The organism is Pseudomonas brassicacearum (genome assembly GCF_000585995.1).
GTDB classification, from domain to species: Bacteria; Pseudomonadota; Gammaproteobacteria; order Pseudomonadales; family Pseudomonadaceae; genus Aquipseudomonas; species Aquipseudomonas brassicacearum_A.
The window spans coordinates 5,556,696-5,575,800 of sequence record NZ_CP007410.1 but is presented as its reverse complement, the minus strand read 5'-3'; the positions used below and the strand labels follow the sequence as shown (position 1 = coordinate 5,575,800).

Below are 19,105 nucleotides of genomic sequence, written 5' to 3'. Positions count from 1 at the left end.
ATGACCATCATCGCCAGTCTGTTACGCGCCGCCGAGCTTCCGGATTCGCCCTCGCCCCGGCTGGATGCCGAGTTGCTGCTGGCCGCTGCGTTGGGCAAGTCCCGCAGCTTCCTGCACACCTGGCCCGAGCGGATCGTACCGAGCGAGGCGGCGTTGCTGTTTTCCGAATATCTGCGGCGCCGTCGTTCCGGCGAACCGGTGGCCTACATCCTCGGGCAGCAAGGCTTCTGGAAACTCGATCTGGAAGTCGCGCCCCATACGCTGATCCCGCGTCCCGACACGGAGCTGCTGGTGGAAACCGCGCTGGCCTTGTTGCCGGCCACGCCGGCCCGGGTCCTGGACCTGGGCACGGGCAGTGGCGCGATTGCCCTGGCATTGGCCAGCGAGCGCCCGGCCTGGAAGGTCACCGCGGTCGACCGTGTGCTGGAAGCCGTGGCCCTGGCCGAGCGCAATCGTCAACGCCTGGATCTGCGCAACGTCACGGTGTTGAGCAGTCATTGGTTCAGCGCGCTGGACGGCGAGCGTTTTGAGTTGATCATCAGCAACCCGCCTTATATCGCCGCCGCCGATCCGCATCTGGCCGAGGGCGACGTGCGTTTCGAGCCGGCCAGTGCGTTGGTTGCGGGACAAGATGGGCTCGATGACCTGCGCCAGATCATTGACCAGGCACCGGGTCACCTCGAAGCGGCCGGCTGGCTGATGCTTGAGCACGGTTACGACCAGGCCGGGGCGGTGCGCGAGTTGCTGCAAGCCCGAGGTTTTACGCAAGTCCACAGCCGCAAGGACCTGGGCGGTCACGAGCGCATCAGCCTGGGGTGCCTGCCGTGCTGAACGACCAGGAGCTGTTGCGCTACAGTCGGCAGATTCTGTTGCAGCACGTCGACATCGACGGCCAGTTGCGCCTCAAGCAAAGCCGCGTGTTGATCGTCGGTCTCGGCGGTTTAGGCGCTCCGGTGGCGTTGTACCTGGCTGCCGCTGGCGTCGGCGAGTTGCATCTGGCGGATTTCGACAGCGTCGATCTGACCAACCTCCAGCGCCAGATCATTCACGACACCGACAGCGTCGGCCTGAGTAAGGTCGATTCGGCGATGCGTCGCCTGACGGCGATCAATCCCGAGATTCGCCTGGTGCCTCATCCGACGGCCATGGACGAAGACAGCCTGGCCGCCGTGGTTGCGACGGTGGATGTGGTGCTGGACTGCTCCGACAATTTCTCGACCCGCGAAGCGGTGAATGCGGCGTGTGTCACTGCGGGTAAACCGCTGGTCAGCGGTGCGGCGATTCGCCTGGAAGGGCAGTTGTCGGTGTTCGATCCGCGCCGCCCCGAGAGCCCTTGCTACCACTGCCTCTACGGCCATGGCAGCGAAGCCGAGTTGACGTGCAGCGAAGCCGGTGTGCTTGGGCCACTGGTGGGATTGGTCGGTAGCCTGCAAGCCCTTGAAGCCTTGAAGTTGTTGGCCGGTTTCGGTGAGCCGCTGGTGGGACGCCTGTTGCTGATCGACGCCTTGGGCACACGTTTTCGCGAATTGCGAGTCAAGCGCGACCCCGGTTGCAGCGTCTGCGGTGGCCAGCATGAGTGAAGCGCCAATCGGTGTACTTGACTCGGGCGTCGGCGGGCTGTCGGTGCTGGAAGAGATCCGTCAGTTGCTGCCCAATGAGTCGCTACTTTACGTGGCTGACTGTGGGCATATTCCCTACGGTGAGAAAACCCCGGAATACATCCGACAGCGCAGCGCGATCATCGCCGACTTTCTCATGGGGCAGGGCGCCAAGGCGCTGGTGGTGGCCTGCAATACCGCAACGGTCGCCGCAGTGGCCGATCTGCGTCGTGACTTTCCCCACTGGCCCATTGTCGGCATGGAGCCAGCGGTCAAGCCGGCGGCGGCCGCGACCCGCAGCGGTATCGTCGGTGTACTGGCGACCACTGGCACCTTGCAAAGCGCCAAGTTCGCCGCCTTGCTCGACCGTTTCGCCACCGATGTGCGGGTTATCACCCAACCGTGTCCGGGGCTGGTGGAGCTGATCGAAGCGGGTGACCTGCACAGCCCGGCCTTGCATCAATTGCTGCAGCATTACGTCGACCCGTTGCTCGCCGCCGGCTGCGACACGCTGATCCTGGGCTGCACGCACTATCCCTTTCTCAAGCCGCTGCTCAAGCAAATGATTCCGGAACACATCAGCCTGATCGACACCGGTGCGGCCGTGGCACGGCAGCTTCAGCGGCTGTTAGCCGAGCGGGCGCTATTGGCCGAAGGGCCAGCCAGCGAAACCCAATTCTGGACTAGCGCAGATCCGATACATTTAAGAAAAATCCTACCGTTGCTCTGGCATTCGTCTGGCGTTGTGCGAAGCTTCGATCTGTAAGAAAAACGTGAAAATTGTGTGAAACGGGCTGAACTTCTGTTTTACCGCGGATTTCTATAGCTTTGTCTGTTTGTAACAAAACTAACTAAGTCTGTTCGGAAAAGGATGTTTCTAATGAAGCGCTTATTCTGCTTTGCCGCATTTGCGGCTGCATTGCTGGGGCACACCTACACCGCTCAGGCGGCGGGCGTGGAGTTTGGGGTTGGCCAGACCAGTGACTCGACCATGACCTATCGCCTGGGCATGCAGTTCGACTGGGACAAGAGTTGGTTGCAGAGCGATGTTGGGCGCCTGACCGGCTACTGGAGCGGTGCCTATACCTATTGGGAAGGGGACGAGACCTCCAGCAACCACAGCCTGTCGTTCTCGCCGGTCTTCGTATATGAATTTTCCGGCCAGAACGTGAAGCCTTACATCGAGGCGGGTGTAGGTGTTGCGCTGTTTGCCAATACCGAAGTGGAAGACAACAAACTCGGAACGGCTTTCCAGTTCGAGGATCGCATCGGTTTCGGCCTGCGCTTCAATGGCGGACATGAAGTGGGTATTCGCGCCACTCACTACTCCAATGCCGGCATCAAGTCGACCAACGACGGTGTGGAAAGCTACGCGCTGCATTACACGATGCCGCTGTAACGTTCAGACACTGTGGGAGCGAGCTTGCTCGCGATAGCGATAGACCTTTCAACATGAAGTTGTCTGACCCACCGCTATCGCGAGCAAGCTCGCTCCCACAGAATTCAGATTCCCCGTCGAATCCGATGCCTACCGATACGCCGTCGCAATCCCCAGCCGTTCTTCAATACATTCCGGCGCGCCCATCTCGAATTCGCGGCAGATCAGCGGGCGTTTTTCGTAGATCGTGCACATCATGCTGTCGCGATCCAGGGCCGCGCACCAGCCGTCGTCGAGCCGCAACATCACTTCCCCGCCCCAATCATCCGTGTCGATAAAGCGTTCCGGGACGCCGGTGTCGGTGATCAGCATCACTTCCAGCTGGCAGCAGCACGCCGCGCACGTCGAGCAAGTGACGGCCGGTGCAGCGATTTCATGGAGGGGGATGGTTTTCATGGCGCGCAGTGTAAGGCAACCGGGCTGCTCAAGGTCGACCCTTGATCGGTGACCAGACACTCGCCTGACAGGGGGCCACGTCTGTTTGCTCCGTATCGGTCGATGAAGGCAACGGCCAGAGCACCGTCATGGATGCGGCAGGGAGAGCCACTTCCTGAGGGCGCTCGATCAATTGCGACAATATGTGATTGGCCGCCGTTTCGGCCGACCACTGGACCGGGCTCGGAAAACAGTCGTCGTGGCTCAACGACGAATTGTCGTAGCCAGGGTGAACCAGTGTCACATCGATGTCGTCCGAGGCGAAGCCAAGCCGGGCCGACTCAAACAGATAACGCATCCCGCTGCCACCGTCCTCCGTTTGTGAGGGCGGCAGGTAAGTCGCCGGGCTGGCGATACCCACCAGATGAGGCTCGGTACCCGCGCGTAATAACGGCAAGGCTGTTTCGATGCAGAGGCTGGCGGCCAGTAGATTGCTGCGTACGATGTGTTCGATGATCGTGTGGTCGCCGGGCTGGCCTCTGGTGTATTCAGCGGTTCCGGCGTTGAGAATCACGGTGTCCAGGGAGCCCCACTGTTGGGCGATTTGCTCGCCGATCTCACGCACGGTTTGGCTGTCAGTCAAATCGCCAGCCAGCGCCAGTACTTGTCCTGGATAACGCGCCGAAAGGGCTTCACAGGAGTGAGCCGAGCGTGAACTCATGGCCAAGTGCGCACCGCTGCCGAGTATCGCTTCGGCCAACGACGTACCGAGGCCGTTACCGGCACCGGTCAGCCAATATCGCCGTGGAGGCCGTAGACCCATTCCATACTCCTTTCGATCAGGCGCCTCGATAGGCGGCTTTCAGGGAGACCCTTTGATTAGTAAGACTATATGCCAAGGAGGTAGCAACGCGTCATATGGGGCAACAATTTCATGTTCGCTCACCGCCCATTTTTACAACTGCAACGTCTTGTCGCGCCGGCAGATTTCGGAATGCCTCCAACGCACGTACCCGGGACTCGTTCAAATTGACCATCGCAGACGGGTAATCCACTACCTCAAATAATCCGCCCTGAGTCTTTGGGTTATGGACCTGTTGCTTGTCGAGATCGTTCAGCTCAGGTAACCAGCGTTTGATGAACAACCCCTCGCGATCAAATTTTTCCGACTGGCTCAACGGGTTGAATATCCGGAACCAGGGCGCCGCGTCCGTGCCGGTGGAGGCGCTCCACTGCCAACCGCCATTGTTGGCGGCCAGATCGCCGTCGATCAGGTGCCGCATGAAAAAACGCTCGCCCTCGCGCCAATCGATCAGCAGGTTCTTGGTGAGAAACATCGCCACCACCATCCGCAAACGGTTGTGCATCCAGCCGGTCTCCAGCAATTGACGCATGGCCGCATCGATAATAGGCAGGCCTGTGCGGGCTTGCTTCCAGGCCTCCAGTTCTTCAGGGGCCTGGCGCCAGGCCAATGCCTCGGTTTCCGGGCGGAACGCGCGATGGCGCGACACGCGTGGATAGCCCACTAGAATATGTTTATAGAACTCACGCCAGAGCAATTCGTTGATCCAGGTCACAGTACCGACACTTCCGCTCTCGAATTCACCCTGGTTGGCGTGCAGTGCGGCGTGCAGGCACTGACGCGGTGAGACCACGCCAGCCACCAGATAAGCCGAAAGCTGGCTGGTGCCCGGTTTGGCCGGAAAGTCCCGTTCGCTCTGGTAATCGTCGAGGTGTTGATCGACAAAGGTGTCCAGGCGCCGCCGGGCTTCGTCTTCACCGGCAGGCCAGAGCGCCCGCAACGCCTCGCCGGGAAGCGCGAACCCTTCGACTTGCGTCGGTAGTGGATCACTGACGATCCCCGTGGGTGCTTGGCGGGCTGGTGTGGCGACCAGGCTCGGCAGCGAGACATGCAGGCGGTTGTAGCAGACCTTGCGGAACTGGCTGAACACCTGGAAGTAGGTGCCGGTCTTGGTTAGCACGCTGCCGGGTTTGAACAGCAACTGGTCGAGGTGGCTGTGAAACTCGATGCCCTGGCCCCTCAAGACCTGGGCGACTTCGGCGTCGCGGCGGGTTTCATTCAGGCCGTATTCTTCGTTGACGTGAACGGCGCTGATCTTCAGCTCGCGGCACAGCGTGAGGAGCACCTGTGGTGCCTGTTCCCAGCGCGACGCGTGGCGGATTAGCAGCGGGATGTTCAGTTCGTCCAGGGCCGCGCCCAGGGATGCGAGGTTGCGCAGCCAGAAATCGATCTTGCACGGCGCATCGTCATGGGCACGCCATTGTTCCGGGCTTGGCAGGTACACCGCCACGCATGGGCCCCGGGCTGCGGCGGCCGCGAGGGCGGTGTTGTCGTGCAGGCGCAAGTCGCTGCGCAGCCAGATCAGTTGCATGGTGTTTTCCATTTAAAGGAGTTTTCTGCGACTCAGTTCGCGGTGAGCCGATAACGGATCTTCAGCCCAGGTGAGGTTCATCATCGAGACACTTGTGGATAACTTGGCCTGATGAATGGACGCGGCCGGGCCGGCAATGATGATCGGGCAATCGATTCCGCCCAGCAGTTTGGGCAGTTGGGACAGGTTCAGGGCGTTGCTGGAATACAGCAGCACGCCGCGCGCCTTGAGGCGCTCGACCGCCAGGGCCAGTTCGCCCGCGGGTAGGGGGGCGTCGAACACTTCGACCGGGCAATCGGCGCTGCTGCTCAGCCAGGCGATGAGCCACAGGTGCGGTTCCATGGGAAGGTCCGAATGGTTGATCAACAGCAACGGTGCGCCGCGCAGCTGACGGTTGTTGTGGTAGATCCGGCTACCGAATTTGCTGCGCAGCCAGGAGTACAGGAACACCCGTTCCAACTGCGCGCCGAACTGGCCCTGCCAGCGCAATTGCAGCTCGGCCAGCAACGGCAGCAGCAATTGCTCGCACACGGTCCGGGGTGGGTACAGCGCCATCGCTTGGTTGACCCGCTCATCGACCTGGCGCTCGGCCAGTTCCCTCACTGCCAGCACAAGGGCGTGACGCTGACGCTGCCAGTCGTCTTCCAGCGCTTCGGCCAGTGGCTGTGGCGTGTCGAGCAAGGGCTTGATCTTGCTCACCGCCATACCGCGATTGATCCAGGTAAGGATGCTCTGGATTCGTTGCACATGCTCGGCATTGAACAGCCGGTGGCCCTTGGGCGTGCGGTGCGGCACGATCAATCCGTAACGGCGCTCCCAGGCCCGCAGCGTGATGGCGTTGACACCGGTTTGCCGGGCGACTTCGCGTATGGGCAGCCAGCCCTCTGCCAGGGCTTTGGCGAAATCGGCCCCCAGGTCTTCGCTGGCACTGGAGTCGGGCTCGCGGTCCATCAGATGGCGTTGCGCAAGCTGAGGTTTTCCGGGTGCGGTTGCAGGTACACCTGCTGCGCCAGATAAGGATCGGGGTGCTGGCGCAAGTGATGCTTGAGCAAGGTCAGCGGCACCACCAATGGCACGATGCCGAGTCGGTATTGCCCGATGAGGTGCTGCACTTCCTGTTTGTCTTCAGCGTTGATGGCGCGCTTGAGGTAACCGCTCAGGTGCTGCAGCACGTTGGTGTGCGTGCGGCGGGTGGCGCATTTTTTCAGGGCCGCCATCAGCGCGCTGAAATAGCGCGGGCCCAGTTCACCGGCGTCGATCTTGCCCATGCTGCCCAGCAAGTGCCCCAGCGCTTTGTATTGCACCGGGTTATGGGCCATCAGCAGATATTTGTAGCGCGAGTGGAATTCGACCAGGCCGCGCCGGGTCAGGCCCTGGCGGCGCAACGACTGCCAGGCGGCATAGGCGAATACCCGGGTCAGGAAGTTCTCCCGCAGCACCGGATCGTTGAGGCGGCCGTCTTCCTCCACCGGCAGATCGGGATGGCGCTCGCAAAAGGCCTGGGCATAAATACCGCGTCCACCGCCGTCCTGGGGCATGCCGTTGTGGTCGTAGACTTTCACCCGTTCCAATCCACAGGACGGCGATTTCTGCATGAAGATGTAGCCGCAGAGGTCATCCAGTTCCTGCGCCATCTGCTGTCCGTAATCGGCCAGTGGCCGGGTTACGTCGAGGTCGCGGTCCACCGTGCCGAGCGCCTTGGGGTGTGCTGGGTCGCCCACCAGCCGGATCGGCTCCCGAGGGATACCCAGGCCAATGGCAACTTCAGGGCATACCGGCACAAAATCGAAATAATCGATCAAGGTGCGGCTGCACAGCTGCGATTGCTTGTGCCCGCCGTTAAAGCGAACTTCAGCCCCCATCAGGCAAGCGCTGATGGCGATTTTCGGTTTGGTGGCGGTTTCGTTGGGCATGGGGACCTCTGATTGCTCAATGTTGTACAGAAAACTATTCTTGTACAATATTTTCATCATAGATCCGAACCTGCCCATGTCAATCGGTTTGTGCAGGGAAAGCGCTTTGAGTTTTTCGCAGATGGGCTGCTGTCTCTCTCGACAGCAGCGGATGGCGCAGGGTGATGCGATTTACTGCAGGCTGGCGTGCAAACGACGCGCGGCCTCCTGGCCGCTGAGCCATGCCCCTTCGACCCGTCCGGACAGGCACCAGTCGCCGCAGACATACAAACCCAGGTCGGCATCGGCCAGGGCGCCCCATTCATGGCTGCCAGCAGGGCGGGCGTAGAGCCAGCGATGGGCGACACTGAAGCTCGGGGCAGGCATCGCGCTGTGCAGAAGTTCGGCAAAGGCACCGTGAAGTTGTTCGATCACCGCTTCCTTGGACAGGTCGATGTGTTGCCGACTCCACTCGCTGGTGGCGTGCAGCACCCAGGTGTCGAGCTGACTGTCGCGCCCTGGTTTGCTGCGGTTGCGGGCCAGCCAGTCGAGCGGGCTGTCCTGGACGAAGCAGCCTTCCATGGGAGTATCCAGCGCTGTTTCGAAGGCCAGCGCCACCGCCCAGGTCGGGTCCATTTTCACCCCGGCTGCCACGCCGGCCAGCTTCGGTACGGCGGCCAGCAAGGCGGTGGCCTGGGGGGCGGGCGTGGCGATTACCACCTGGCCAAAGGGACCATGGGTGAAACCTTCTGCGTCTTGCAGGTGCCAGTGTTCCTGGCCACGGTACACCTCGGTGATCCGGCAAGAGAACTGCACCTGCAACTTGCCGAGCAGGGCGCGGGTGATGGCGCTCATGCGCGGAGTGCCGACCCAGCGGGTCTGTTCATCCGGTGAAGGGCTCAGTTGCCCACCCTGGAAATTATAGAGTTGCGGGTTCCATTCCGCCGCCCAGCCGTTGGCTTGCCAACGCTGGACTTCCATGACAAAGCGTCGATCGCGGGCGGTGAAGTATTGCGCGCCCATGTCCAGCGCGCCGGCATCGCTGCGTTTGCTTGACATCCGCCCGCCGCTGCCATGGCTTTTATCGAAGAGTTGAACGATATGCCCGGCCTCCGTCAGGGCCTGGGCGGCTGAGAGTCCGGCGATGCCGGTGCCGATGATTGCGATAGGTACAGTCATGAGGGCCTCGTTTACCTTTCTGTACAGGCTACGCCGTCGTTTAAACCTGTACAATTCGGGTTTTTGGTATAAGTTTTACCGTTCGCGTTTGGACAGGTTGTCCTATTGTTAAACACAGACCCTGTCCGATACGAAAAATCCCTGCTTATAAAAATAGACTAGTGGGCCGATTAAAACGCGATGCGAGGAACATCTCATGCACATATTGCTGACCGGCGGTACTGGTTTGATCGGACGTCAGCTCTGCCGCCTCTGGTTGGAACAGGGACATCGCTTGACGGTCTGGAGCCGGCGACCCGAAGAAGTGGCGAAAATCTGCGGCGCGCAGGTGCGCGGAGTGGCCAAGCTCGACGAGATTGGCGAGCCGGTGGACGCGGTGGTCAACCTCGCTGGCGCTCCGATTGCCGACCGGCTTTGGACCCATAAACGCAAACTGTTGCTGTGGAGCAGCCGCATCACCCTGACTGAAGTTTTACTGGCGTGGATGGAGCGTTGCGAGCCGAAACCGCAGGTGCTGATTTCAGGTTCCGCAGTGGGTTGGTACGGCGATGGCGGCGAGCGTGAGTTGACTGAGGAGTCGGGGCCGGTCAGCGAGGATTTCGCCAGTCAGTTGTGCATTGCTTGGGAAGAAACCGCGCAACGGGCCGAGGCCATGGGCATACGCGTGGTGTTGGTGCGCACCGGCCTGGTCTTGTCCGCCGAGGGCGGCTTTTTGTCGCGCCTGTTGTTGCCGTTCAAACTGGCGCTGGGCGGGCGTATCGGCAATGGTCGGCAATGGATGCCGTGGATTCACATTGACGATCAAATCGCCCTGATTGACTTTCTTCTGCACCGTTTTGATGTCAGCGGTCCTTATAATGCCTGCGCTCCGAACCCGGTGCGTAACCGCGATTTTGCCAAGGCGCTGGGGCGTGTGCTGCATCGGCCTGCCGTGGTGCCGATGCCGGAACTGGCACTGAAAATCGCGCTGGGAGAATTGTCATTGCTGCTGTTGGGCGGCCAGCGGGCCACGCCGGTCCGATTGCAGGCAGCGGGTTTCACTTTTCGGTTCACTGATTTGCCTGCGGCCCTCGACGATTTGTCGGGCCGCCTTTGAAATAGGACGTTGCATGACCGATCACGCGTTGCTTCTGGTGAATCTGGGTTCGCCTGCTTCCACCTCGGTGGCCGATGTGCGCCGCTACCTCAATCAATTTCTGATGGACCCGTACGTCATCGACCTGCCTTGGCCGGTGCGCCGTTTGCTGGTGTCGCTGATCCTGATCAAGCGTCCTGAGCAGTCGGCCCACGCCTATGCCTCGATCTGGTGGGACGAGGGTTCGCCGCTGGTAGTGCTCAGCCGTCGGCTGCAACACGCCATGACCGCGCAATGGACTCAGGGCCCGGTGGAGCTGGCCATGCGTTATGGCGAGCCGTCCATTGAGTCGACGCTGGTGCGCCTGGCGAGCCAGGGCCACAAGAACATCACGTTGGCACCGCTGTATCCGCAGTTTGCCGACAGTACCGTGACCACGGTGATCGAGGAAGCCCGGCGGGTGGTGCGGGTCAAGAAACTCAATGTGCAGCTCTCGATTCTCCAGCCGTTCTACGATCAGCCGGAATACCTCGATGCCTTGGTCGCCAGCGCCAAGCCGTATCTGATGCAGGATTACGATCATCTGCTGCTGAGTTTCCACGGCTTGCCGGAACGGCACCTGACCAAGCTCGACCCGACCGGATTTCATTGCTTCAAGGATGCCGATTGCTGCAAGAACGCGCCGCCAGAGGTCATGGCCACGTGTTACCGCGCGCAATGCATTCGCACCGCCGAACTGTTCGCCCAGCGCATGGGCCTGAAGGATGGCCAGTGGTCGGTGTCGTTCCAGTCGCGACTGGGCCGCGCCAAGTGGATCGAACCCTACACCGAGGCGCGCCTGGATGAATTGGCCAAAAGTGGTGTGAAGAAAGTGCTGGTGATGTGCCCGGCATTCGTCGCCGACTGCATCGAAACCCTGGAGGAAATCGGTGATCGTGGGCGCGAGCAGTTCCGCGAGGCGGGCGGGGAAGAGTTGGTGCTGGTGCCGTGCCTCAATGACGAGCCGCAGTGGGCCAAGGCGTTGAGTACGCTGTGTGAGCGGGCGCCGATCGCGCTATAAATTCAAGGGCCCCATCGCGAGCAAGCTCGCTCCCACAGTGGATCTCGTGTGTTCACAAAATTTGTGTTCACAGCAAGAACCCTTGTGGGAGCGAGCTTGCTCGCGATAGCGATCTGACAGAAGGCAAAAACTTCAAGTCCCCATCAAATCAGCGGCTCATCCGCCTTCTTGTGCTTCCAACTGTCATTACCCGGCAGCAGCAGGTTCAGCGCGATCGCCACCACTGCGCACAGCGCAATGCCCTTGAGGCCGAAGTCGTCCGGGCCCGTGCCGGTGCCCACCAGCACCCCGCCGATGCCGAACACCAGCGTCACCGAGACGATCACCAGGTTGCGTGCTTCGCCCAGGTCGATCTTGTGGCGGATCAGGGTGTTCATGCCCACCGCGGCAATCGAACCGAACAACAGGCATAGGATCCCGCCCATCACCGGTACCGGGATACTTTGCAGCAGCGCGCCGAACTTGCCGATGAACGCCAGGCTGATGGCGAAGATCGCCGCCCAGGTCATGATTTTGGGGTTGTAGTTCTTGGTCAGCATCACCGCGCCAGTCACCTCGGCGTAGGTGGTGTTGGGCGGGCCGCCAAACAGGCCGGCGGCGGTGGTGGCGATGCCGTCACCGAACAGGGTGCGGTGCAGGCCGGGGTTTTTCAGGTAATCGCGACCGGTCACGCTGCCCACGGCAATGACGCCGCCGATGTGCTCGATGGCCGGTGCCAAGGCCACCGGCACGATGAACAGGATCGCCTGCCAGTTGAATTCCGGTGCGGTGAAGTTCGGCAGGGCGAACCACGGTGCGGCGGCGATTTTCGCGGTGTCCACGACGCCGAAATAAAACGCCATGGCAAAGCCCACCAGCACGCCGGAAATGATCGGTACCAGGCGGAAAATGCCTTTGCCGAACACCGCGACGATCAGGGTGGTGAGCAACGCCGGCATCGAAATCAGCATCGCGGTTTTATAAGCAACCAGCTCGGTGCCATCGCCGGCCTTGCCCATGGCCATGTTCGCGGCAATCGGCGCCATCGCCAGGCCGATGGAGATGATCACCGGACCGATGACCACCGGCGGTAGCAGCCGGTCAATGAACCCGGTGCCTTTGATCTTCACCGCCAGGCCCAGGAAGGTGTAGACGAAACCGGCCGCCATCACGCCGCCCATGGTCGCCGCGAGGCCGAACTGGCCCTTGGCGAGGATGATCGGGGTGATGAAGGCAAAGCTCGAGGCCAGGAATACCGGCACCTGCCGACGGGTGACGATCTGGAACAGAATCGTTCCCAGGCCGGCGGTGAACAACGCCACGTTCGGGTCCAGACCGGTGATCAGCGGCATCAATACCAACGCGCCGAAGGCGACGAACAGCATCTGTGCACCGGACAGCACCTGGCGCCAGAGCGGATCGTTGAACTCATCCGACATGCTCAAGCGTCCTTCTGCTTGGTGCCGAAGATTTTGTCGCCAGCGTCACCCAGGCCCGGAATGATGTAGCCGTGCTCGTTGAGTTTCTGGTCGATGGACGCGGTATAGATGGTCACATCAGGGTGCGCGTCGTGCACAGCCTTGATGCCTTCGGGGGCGGCGACCAGCACCATGGCGCGGATGTCCCGGCAGCCGGCTTTTTTCAACAGGTCGATGGTGGCGACCATGGAGCTGCCGGTGGCGAGCATCGGGTCGATGATCATGGCCAGGCGCTCGTCGATTTCCGGTACCAGTTTTTCCAGGTAAGTGTGAGCCTGCAGGGTCTGCTCGTTGCGGGCCACGCCCACGGCGCTGACCTTGGCGCCCGGGATCAGGCTCAGCACGCCTTCGAGCATGCCGATGCCGGCGCGCAGGATCGGCACCACGGTGATCTTCTTGCCGGCGATTTTTTCCACCTGGACCGTACCGGCCCAACCGTCGATCTCGTAGGACTCCAGCGGCAGGTCCTTGGTGGCTTCGTAGGTGAGCAGTGCACCGACTTCCTGGGCGAGTTCGCGGAAGTTCTTCGTGCTAATGTCGGCGCGGCGCATCAGGCCGAGTTTGTGTCTGATCAGCGGATGGCGGATCTCGAGGATGGGCATGGGAAAGGCTCCGGCGGCGGGCAAAAAAACCGGCCTAGATTAATCTATCCGAGGGTGTTGTCCTATAGACAATACAGAACGTTAGTCCACAAACGCTTGATCTGGCCGGGCGGGATGCGTACCTTTGCCCGTTTTTCCGAACCCGTCCCTCCCCCCAACCTCCCCTGGAGAGCGCCATGTCCGCTGATCTCGAGCATATCCGTCAAATCATGCGAGAGGCTGACTGCCTGTACACCGAAGCTGAAGTCGAAGCGGCCATCGCCCGTGTCGGTGCCCAAATCAACGAGCAACTGGCCGATACCAACCCGGTGGTGTTCTGCGTCATGAACGGCGGGTTGATCTTCTCCGGCAAGCTGCTGACCTATCTGGACTTCCCACTGGAAGCGTCCTACCTGCACGCCACCCGTTATCGCAACGAAACCAGCGGCGGTGACCTGTTCTGGAAAGCCAAGCCGGAAGTCTCGTTCATCGATCGCGATGTGCTGATCATCGACGATATCCTCGACGAAGGTCATACCCTGGGCGCCATCATCGACTTCTGCAAACACGCCGGTGCCCGCGCCGTGCACACCGCCGTACTGATCGACAAGGACCACGACCGCAAGGCCCGTCCTGACCTCAAGGCCGACTTCGTTGGCCTGCCGTGCATCGATCGCTACATCTTTGGCTACGGCATGGACTACAAAGGTTACTGGCGCAACGCCAATGGGATTTTCGCCGTCAAGGGAATGTAATCGATGACACGGCCGGGCTTTCTGGATCAAGCGTTGTTCGATGAGTTGGCCGAGAAAGCCGCGGCCAACCCTCGCGGGCGGCAGCATCATAATTTTCATCAGATGGACGAACCTTGCCATCGCATGGCGGTTGGCTTGCAACCCTCGACGTACATCCCACCTCATCGCCATCTGAGTGCCGACAAGGCTGAAACCTTGCTGGTGCTCAGGGGGCGGCTCGGTGTGTTGCTCTTCGATGAAACCGGTGTGGTGGTGGACAAGCGCATCCTGCAGGCCGGCGGCGATTGTCTTGGTGTCGACCTGCCGGCCGGTGTGTATCACGGTTTAGTGGTGCTGGAGGCCGACAGCCTGATGTTCGAATGCAAGGCCGGTCCCTACCGGCCCGTGGGCGAAGGCGAACTGGCCCACTGGGCGCCCCGCGAAGGCGAGGCGGGCGCGGCCGAATATCAAGCCTGGATGCGCGCTCAGTTCGATTGAGCGCTGCGTCACGGCTTGGAGGCGAGCCATTGCTCGCTCTTGACCCGCGCCTGCTCCAGGGTTTGTACATACGCCAATTGCCGCTGCTCGCGATGAATGCCGGCGCGGCGCAGTTTCAGGCGCACCCGTGGCGCGGTTGCCACCAGAATCAAGCCGATGCCCTGCTTGCGGTAGTCCTTCAGGATATTCTCAAAAGCAGCCAGCGCGGTCATGTCCAGCATCGGCACGGCGCTCATTTCCACCACCACCACCCGAACGCCCGGATCGAATTTGCGCAGCACATCCAGGGCCTTTTCTGCCGCGCCGAAGAACAGCGGCCCGCGAATCCCGTAGCAACGTACATGTTCAGGCATGTCCAGCAAGGCTTGATGGAAGTGGCGCGGCAGTTCGGCGCTGTCTGTCAGCTCACTCATGCGCTTGATGAACAGCCCGGCGGCCAGCAGCAGGCCAACGGCGACGGCCATGACCATGTCGAACAAGACGGTCAGGCTCAGGCAGGTCAGCAGCACCAGCACGTCGCTGCGCGGGGCGATGCGCAAGGTGTGCAGCACGTGCCCGGCTTCGCTCATGTTCCAGGCCACGATCACCAGCAGCGCCGCCAGCGCGGCCATGGGCAGGTAGCTGAACAATGGCGCCAACAGCAGCATGGCGAGCAGCACCACGAGGCTATGAATGATGGCGGCCATCGGTGAAAACGCCCCGCTGCGCACATTGGTGGCGCTGCGGGCAATCGCCGCAGTGGCCGTGATGCCGCCGAACAGCGGCGCCACCAGATTTCCCAGGCCCTGGCCGATCAGTTCGGCATTGGGGTCGTGCTTGCTGCCGGTCATGCCGTCGGCCACCACCGCGCACAACAGCGATTCGATGGCGCCGAGCATGGCGATGGCGAAGGCTGGGGCCAGCAGTTGGCGGATCAGGTCATAGGAAAGATGCAGTGGCTGGCCATTGCCGTCCGCCAGATTCCACGGCCAGTCGAAGGTGGGCAGAAATGGCGGGATACCGGGATAGTTAATGCCGTCGACCACATAGCTGAAGCGCTCGCCCAGCGTCGCAATGGGCCAGCCACTGAACTCCAGCACCAGACCCAAGAGCGCGCCGATGAGCAGGGCGACCAAATGACCCGGGACACGCGGGACCCAGCGCGGCCAGATCACCAGCACCGCGAGGCAGGTGATGCCGACGATGCCATCGCCCAGTCGGGCACTGGGCAATGCCACGATCAACGCACCCAATTGTTCGATGTAGTGCTGGGCCTGGCCGACGGTGGTCAAGCCCAGTAGATCCTTCAACTGCAAGGTGGCGATGACCACGCCAATGCCGGCGGTAAAGCCAAGGATGACTGGATAGGGAATGTATTGGATCAGTCGCCCGGCCCGCATCAGGCCCAGGGCGATCAGAATCAGGCCGGCGAGCATCGTGCACAACAGCAGGCCGCCCAGGCCATATTGTTGGGTGATGGGCAACAGGATCACGACGAAGGCTGCCGTTGGCCCGCTGACGTTGAAGCGCGAGCCGCCGGTAAGGGCGATCAGCGGCGCGGCCACCAGTACCGTGTACAAGCCATGTTGCGGAGGAACCCCAACGGCAATGGCCAGGGCCATTGCCAAGGGGATGGCGATAATACCGACGGTCAGCCCGGCCACGAGATCGCCACGCAGGCGCTCAAGGGTATAACCGGCGCGCCAGGCTTGGCGCCAGGCGGCGAATAACGGTGGGGCGGAGAAAGACATGGGCACTCCACGAAAGGAACGGAACACTGCAGCTGAACCTGCCGGACACAGTCCCCTGTGGCGAGGGAGCTTGCTCCCGCTCGGCGGCGCAGCCGTCGTAAAACCGGCTGACGCGTTCCGTCTGAAGGATCGCGTCAATCCATTTTGGGGCGGCTTCGCCACCCAGCGGGAGCAAGCTCCCTCGCCACGATGACATCAGGGCTGATGGCTCCTTGAGTATGCCGCGCCCGTTGCGCCGATGTATTGACCTGGATCGTTTATTTCTACCGTTCTTGCTCATGCTAGAGTGCCGGTCCAAGACCCCGGAGCCTGTCATGAGTGTATCGATCCGCCGCTGCGCCGCTCTGCTGCTAATGTCCAGCCTGCCCCTGGTGGCCGTTGCCGCGCCGATGCACAGCCAGTTCCTGCCGCCCGATGACCTGATGGTGCGGCAGGAGCAGCCGCAACAGCAGCAATTGCTGCAAGTTACCGAATACTCGGTGGTACTGGGTAATCAGCGCCAGTCCAACCAACAACCGATCCCTGTGACTTCGCCGCTGCTGGTACGCCTCAAGGGCAAGCCCATGAATAAAGGCGCCACCATCAACCAGGTGATCCTTAACTTTGATGGCGAGAACAAAAGCCTGAAAAAACCGGTGTTTGACGAAGCGAGCAGGACCCTGACCCTGTCTTATCCACAGGCTCAGTACCGGGTAATCATCGATCTGCTGCGCAACGACACGGTGTATGTGCAGTTTCTCAGCTACGCCAACGGCCATATCTGGGCCGACCTGCACACCGGCGCCGAACGCCCGCGTTGAGCCTTGAGGCCCGCCGGGGGTAAACTGCCCGCCCCGTGAACTGTGCGAGCTGGAGCCGGCAATGCGTAAAGACAAGAAACAAGTGATTGGTGACGAGATTGGCGATGAACAGATCAAGCTGTTCCTCAATTTCGAGCCGATCGATGCCACTTCGCCGTCGCTGCACAAGCTGATCAAGGCCTACCGTGGCTTGCGGGTCGACGACTTCGAGCGCTTCCTGACGTTTTTCGTCGAGGCCGGTTACGACCTTAATGGCAAGGATGAGCAGGGCAACGATTTCGTGGCGCAGGTGCGCGACCAGCGTAATGCCGAGGAATACATCGAGTTGATCGAGAAGGCTCGCGGCTGATTGATCCTGGGCCTGCTTCGCAGGGCCTGCGGGAGCAAGCTCCCTCGCCACGATAAGCTTCTCCCATAAAAAAACGCCCCGCTCTCATGGAGACAGGGGCGTTCTTTTTATGCGGTCGAATCAAGCGTAGCTTTGGGTCTCGCTGCTTTCTTCAACCAGTTCCAGGGCGATGTTGTTCTGCGCGTTGATCTTGCGATACAGCGCTGCGTCGGTTTCCAACACTTTTTCCCGGGCCGGGAAGATTTGTGCGAGCTTGGCAGCCCACTCACCCTTGGCCTTGTCCGGGAAGCAGCGCTCGATCAGTTCCAGCATGATCGAAACGGTCACCGAAGCGCCTGGCGATGCGCCGAGCAGGGCGGCGAGGGTGCCGTCCTTGGCCGCCACCAGTTCGGTGCCGAACTGCAGGACGCCGCCTTTCTTCGGATCTTTCTTGATGATCTGCACCCGTTGGCCGGCCACTTCCAGGCGCCAGTCCTCGGCTTTCGCTTCAGGATAGAAGCGGCGCAGGGATTCCAGGCGTTGCTCCATGGACTGCATCACTTCGCTGATCAGGTACTTGGTCAGGTCCATGTTGTCCCGGGCCACGGCCAGCATCGGGCCGATGTTGCCAGCGCGCACCGACAGCGGCAGGTCCATGATCGAACCGTGCTTGAGGAACTTGGTGGTGAAACCGGCGTAAGGCCCGAACAGCAGGGATTTCTTGCCATCGACCACGCGGGTGTCCAAGTGCGGCACCGACATCGGCGGCGAGCCCACCGCTGCCTGGCTGTAGACCTTGGCCTGGTGGTGCTTGACCACTTCCGGATTGTCGCAACGCAGCCACTGGCCGCTGACCGGGAAACCGCCGAAACCCTTGCTCTCTTCGATACCCGAGGCTTGGAGCAGCGGCAACGCCGCGCCGCCGGCGCCCAGGAACACGAATTTGGCATCGACTTCACGGCTGCTGCCGGAATTCACGTCTTTGATGCTCACCGTCCAGCCACTGCCATTACGCTTGAGACCTGTGACGCGCTTGCAGTATTTGACCTGGGTGTCCGGGGCGCTGGTCAGGTGCTTGAGCAACTGATTGGTCAGGGCGCCGAAGTTGACGTCGGTGCCCTTCATGATACGGGTGGCGGCAATGACTTCGTCAGCCGGCCGGCCTGGCATCATCAGCGGCATCCACTCGGCCATCTTGGCCTTGTCCTCGGTGTATTCCATATCAGCGAAGGCGTGGTGCTGGCTCATCAGTTCGAAGCGCTTCTTCAGGAACGACACGCCTTTCTCGCCCTGCACGAAACTCAGGTGTGGCACTGGGGCAATGAACGATTTGGATGAACCGAACGTGCCTTTTTGGGTCAGGTACGTCCAGAACTGCTTCGACACCTCGAACTGGGTGTTGATGTGCACGGCTTTCTTGATGTCGACACTGCCATCGGCTGCCTGGGGCGTGTAATTGAGCTCACACAGCCCGGCGTGGCCGGTACCGGCGTTGTTCCACGGATTGGAACTCTCCGCAGCGCCGGAATCCATCAGCTCGACGACTTCCAGCGAGATCGCGGGGTCGAGCTCCTTGAGCAGTACGGCCAGGGTGGCACTCATGATGCCGGCCCCTACCAGAACTACATCGACTGCTTCGTTATGCGCCATTTAACGCGTCTCCAAAATCTGCAGCACCAAATTGTCGGCATAGCGGCCAGGATTGGCGGGGCAGGTCAGTTGCGCCCCAGGTATCCATGGCCAGGATCGCCATGTCCGAATCTTCGCAATTTTTCGCACCTACTGCGGATGCATGCAGCCTGGCCTCAAGAGTCACATGAACTCATTTAAGCGCCGGGCAGGCAATTCGACTTATGGCCGAGACATCCGTTCGTGCAACCAAATCCGTAGCGGACAGGCTTCAGGCGCCGGCTCTTGAGCGATATCCGGTCCTGTGTCGTTGGGCTGTTTCAGACGCTAATGGTGCT

General features: G+C 61.2%; 20 protein-coding genes. 10 read left to right on the top strand and 10 right to left on the bottom strand.

The window, feature by feature from the left end; translation table 11 throughout:
- From prmC to CD58_RS23855, 4 genes are all read left to right on the top strand, one after another.
- On the top strand, positions 1-831 hold the full coding sequence (gene prmC / locus CD58_RS23870; protein ID WP_025215454.1) for a peptide chain release factor N(5)-glutamine methyltransferase: 831 nt from the start codon (positions 1-3) through the stop codon (positions 829-831).
- The gene (locus CD58_RS23865) at positions 825-1,580 is read left to right on the top strand and encodes a molybdopterin-synthase adenylyltransferase MoeB (protein WP_025215453.1); all 756 of its coding nucleotides are present in this window, start codon (positions 825-827) and stop codon (positions 1,578-1,580) included. Before prmC ends, CD58_RS23865 begins: the two co-directional genes overlap by 7 nt.
- On the top strand, positions 1,573-2,364 hold the full coding sequence (gene murI, locus CD58_RS23860; RefSeq protein ID WP_025215452.1) for a glutamate racemase: 792 nt from the start codon (positions 1,573-1,575) through the stop codon (positions 2,362-2,364). The genes CD58_RS23865 and murI overlap by 8 nt, the downstream gene beginning before the upstream one ends.
- A 114-nt stretch (positions 2,365-2,478) precedes the next feature.
- Complete coding sequence (locus CD58_RS23855) at positions 2,479-2,997, top strand: acyloxyacyl hydrolase (protein WP_025215451.1); 519 nt, start codon at positions 2,479-2,481, stop codon at positions 2,995-2,997.
- A 129-nt stretch (positions 2,998-3,126) separates the two neighbouring features.
- Here the strand turns inward: CD58_RS23855 and CD58_RS23850 are convergent, their stop codons facing one another.
- The 6 genes from CD58_RS23850 to CD58_RS23825 all read right to left on the bottom strand — a co-directional run bounded on the left by CD58_RS23850 (position 3,127) and on the right by CD58_RS23825 (position 8,875).
- Positions 3,127-3,432, bottom strand: a complete 306-nt coding sequence (locus CD58_RS23850) for a YkgJ family cysteine cluster protein (RefSeq protein WP_025215450.1) — start codon at positions 3,430-3,432, stop codon at positions 3,127-3,129.
- A 28-nt stretch (positions 3,433-3,460) separates the two neighbouring features.
- Complete coding sequence (locus CD58_RS23845) at positions 3,461-4,234, bottom strand: SDR family NAD(P)-dependent oxidoreductase (RefSeq protein ID WP_025215449.1); 774 nt, start codon at positions 4,232-4,234, stop codon at positions 3,461-3,463.
- 109 nt (positions 4,235-4,343) lie between these two features.
- Positions 4,344-5,804, bottom strand: coding sequence for a deoxyribodipyrimidine photo-lyase (gene phrB / locus CD58_RS23840; protein WP_025215448.1), 1,461 nt, complete (start codon positions 5,802-5,804; stop codon positions 4,344-4,346).
- 12 nt (positions 5,805-5,816) lie between these two features.
- Positions 5,817-6,755, bottom strand: a complete 939-nt coding sequence (locus CD58_RS23835) for a MerR family transcriptional regulator (protein ID WP_025215447.1) — start codon at positions 6,753-6,755, stop codon at positions 5,817-5,819.
- Positions 6,755-7,717 (bottom strand): YbgA family protein, encoded by a 963-nt coding sequence (locus CD58_RS23830; protein WP_025215446.1) that lies wholly within the window; start codon positions 7,715-7,717, stop codon positions 6,755-6,757. Before CD58_RS23830 ends, CD58_RS23835 begins: the two co-directional genes overlap by 1 nt.
- Before the next feature lie 171 nt (positions 7,718-7,888).
- Positions 7,889-8,875, bottom strand: a complete 987-nt coding sequence (locus CD58_RS23825) for an NAD(P)/FAD-dependent oxidoreductase (protein WP_025215445.1) — start codon at positions 8,873-8,875, stop codon at positions 7,889-7,891.
- 196 nt (positions 8,876-9,071) lie between these two features.
- On the opposite strand from CD58_RS23825, the gene CD58_RS23820 reads away from it, so the two are divergent.
- Positions 9,072-9,971, top strand: a complete 900-nt coding sequence (locus CD58_RS23820) for a TIGR01777 family oxidoreductase (RefSeq protein WP_025215444.1) — start codon at positions 9,072-9,074, stop codon at positions 9,969-9,971.
- Between the two features lie 13 nt (positions 9,972-9,984).
- On the top strand, positions 9,985-11,010 hold the full coding sequence (hemH, locus tag CD58_RS23815) for a ferrochelatase (RefSeq protein ID WP_025215443.1): 1,026 nt from the start codon (positions 9,985-9,987) through the stop codon (positions 11,008-11,010).
- Between the two features lie 143 nt (positions 11,011-11,153).
- Here hemH and CD58_RS23810 read toward each other — a convergent pair whose 3' ends face one another.
- Entirely contained in the window at positions 11,154-12,428 is a 1,275-nt protein-coding gene (locus tag CD58_RS23810; RefSeq protein ID WP_025215442.1) for a uracil-xanthine permease family protein, read from the bottom strand.
- A gap of 2 nt (positions 12,429-12,430) precedes the next feature.
- Positions 12,431-13,069, bottom strand: a complete 639-nt coding sequence (gene upp / locus CD58_RS23805; protein ID WP_018606486.1) for a uracil phosphoribosyltransferase — start codon at positions 13,067-13,069, stop codon at positions 12,431-12,433.
- Positions 13,070-13,245: 176 nt separating this feature from the next.
- Between upp and CD58_RS23800 the strand changes: the two genes are divergently transcribed.
- Together CD58_RS23800 and CD58_RS23795 are read left to right on the top strand one after the other, a co-directional pair.
- Positions 13,246-13,803, top strand: a complete 558-nt coding sequence (locus tag CD58_RS23800; RefSeq protein WP_025215441.1) for a hypoxanthine-guanine phosphoribosyltransferase — start codon at positions 13,246-13,248, stop codon at positions 13,801-13,803.
- A gap of 3 nt (positions 13,804-13,806) precedes the next feature.
- Positions 13,807-14,280 carry a WbuC family cupin fold metalloprotein gene (locus CD58_RS23795; protein ID WP_025215440.1) on the top strand — a complete coding sequence of 158 codons (474 nt, stop codon included), beginning with the start codon at positions 13,807-13,809 and terminating at the stop codon, positions 14,278-14,280.
- 8 nt (positions 14,281-14,288) lie between these two features.
- On the opposite strand, the gene dauA is transcribed toward CD58_RS23795, so the two are convergent.
- Positions 14,289-16,010 (bottom strand): C4-dicarboxylic acid transporter DauA, encoded by a 1,722-nt coding sequence (dauA, locus tag CD58_RS23790; protein WP_025215439.1) that lies wholly within the window; start codon positions 16,008-16,010, stop codon positions 14,289-14,291.
- A 314-nt stretch (positions 16,011-16,324) separates the two neighbouring features.
- Between dauA and CD58_RS23785 the strand changes: the two genes are divergently transcribed.
- Together CD58_RS23785 and CD58_RS23780 are read left to right on the top strand one after the other, a co-directional pair.
- Entirely contained in the window at positions 16,325-16,810 is a 486-nt protein-coding gene (locus CD58_RS23785) for a hypothetical protein (protein WP_025215438.1), read from the top strand.
- A 61-nt stretch (positions 16,811-16,871) separates the two neighbouring features.
- On the top strand, positions 16,872-17,159 hold the full coding sequence (locus CD58_RS23780) for a PA4642 family protein (protein ID WP_025215437.1): 288 nt from the start codon (positions 16,872-16,874) through the stop codon (positions 17,157-17,159).
- Between the two features lie 120 nt (positions 17,160-17,279).
- Here CD58_RS23780 and mqo read toward each other — a convergent pair whose 3' ends face one another.
- On the bottom strand, positions 17,280-18,788 hold the full coding sequence (gene mqo, locus CD58_RS23775; RefSeq protein ID WP_025215436.1) for a malate dehydrogenase (quinone): 1,509 nt from the start codon (positions 18,786-18,788) through the stop codon (positions 17,280-17,282).
- Positions 18,789-19,105: the final 317 nt, after the last annotated feature.

Bases quoted from the DNA above. Each gene is read 5' to 3' on its own strand.
- CD58_RS23825 (WP_025215445.1), bottom strand. From the start codon at position 8,875: ATGACTGTACCTATCGCAATCATCGGCACCGGCATCGCCGGACTCTCA.
- phrB (WP_025215448.1), bottom strand. From the start codon at position 5,804: ATGCAACTGATCTGGCTGCGCAGCGACTTGCGCCTGCACGACAACACC.
- hemH (WP_025215443.1), top strand. From the start codon at position 9,985: ATGACCGATCACGCGTTGCTTCTGGTGAATCTGGGTTCGCCTGCTTCC.
- CD58_RS23780 (WP_025215437.1), top strand. From the start codon at position 16,872: ATGCGTAAAGACAAGAAACAAGTGATTGGTGACGAGATTGGCGATGAA.
- prmC (WP_025215454.1), top strand. From the start codon at position 1: ATGACCATCATCGCCAGTCTGTTACGCGCCGCCGAGCTTCCGGATTCG.
- murI (WP_025215452.1), top strand. From the start codon at position 1,573: ATGAGTGAAGCGCCAATCGGTGTACTTGACTCGGGCGTCGGCGGGCTG.
- CD58_RS23820 (WP_025215444.1), top strand. From the start codon at position 9,072: ATGCACATATTGCTGACCGGCGGTACTGGTTTGATCGGACGTCAGCTC.
- CD58_RS23855 (WP_025215451.1), top strand. From the start codon at position 2,479: ATGAAGCGCTTATTCTGCTTTGCCGCATTTGCGGCTGCATTGCTGGGG.
- CD58_RS23830 (WP_025215446.1), bottom strand. From the start codon at position 7,717: ATGCCCAACGAAACCGCCACCAAACCGAAAATCGCCATCAGCGCTTGC.
- CD58_RS23795 (WP_025215440.1), top strand. From the start codon at position 13,807: ATGACACGGCCGGGCTTTCTGGATCAAGCGTTGTTCGATGAGTTGGCC.
- CD58_RS23810 (WP_025215442.1), bottom strand. From the start codon at position 12,428: ATGTCGGATGAGTTCAACGATCCGCTCTGGCGCCAGGTGCTGTCCGGT.
- upp (WP_018606486.1), bottom strand. From the start codon at position 13,069: ATGCCCATCCTCGAGATCCGCCATCCGCTGATCAGACACAAACTCGGC.
- CD58_RS23800 (WP_025215441.1), top strand. From the start codon at position 13,246: ATGTCCGCTGATCTCGAGCATATCCGTCAAATCATGCGAGAGGCTGAC.
- CD58_RS23850 (WP_025215450.1), bottom strand. From the start codon at position 3,432: ATGAAAACCATCCCCCTCCATGAAATCGCTGCACCGGCCGTCACTTGC.
- CD58_RS23845 (WP_025215449.1), bottom strand. From the start codon at position 4,234: ATGGGTCTACGGCCTCCACGGCGATATTGGCTGACCGGTGCCGGTAAC.
- dauA (WP_025215439.1), bottom strand. From the start codon at position 16,010: ATGTCTTTCTCCGCCCCACCGTTATTCGCCGCCTGGCGCCAAGCCTGG.
- CD58_RS23785 (WP_025215438.1), top strand. From the start codon at position 16,325: ATGAGTGTATCGATCCGCCGCTGCGCCGCTCTGCTGCTAATGTCCAGC.
- mqo (WP_025215436.1), bottom strand. From the start codon at position 18,788: ATGGCGCATAACGAAGCAGTCGATGTAGTTCTGGTAGGGGCCGGCATC.
- CD58_RS23835 (WP_025215447.1), bottom strand. From the start codon at position 6,755: ATGGACCGCGAGCCCGACTCCAGTGCCAGCGAAGACCTGGGGGCCGAT.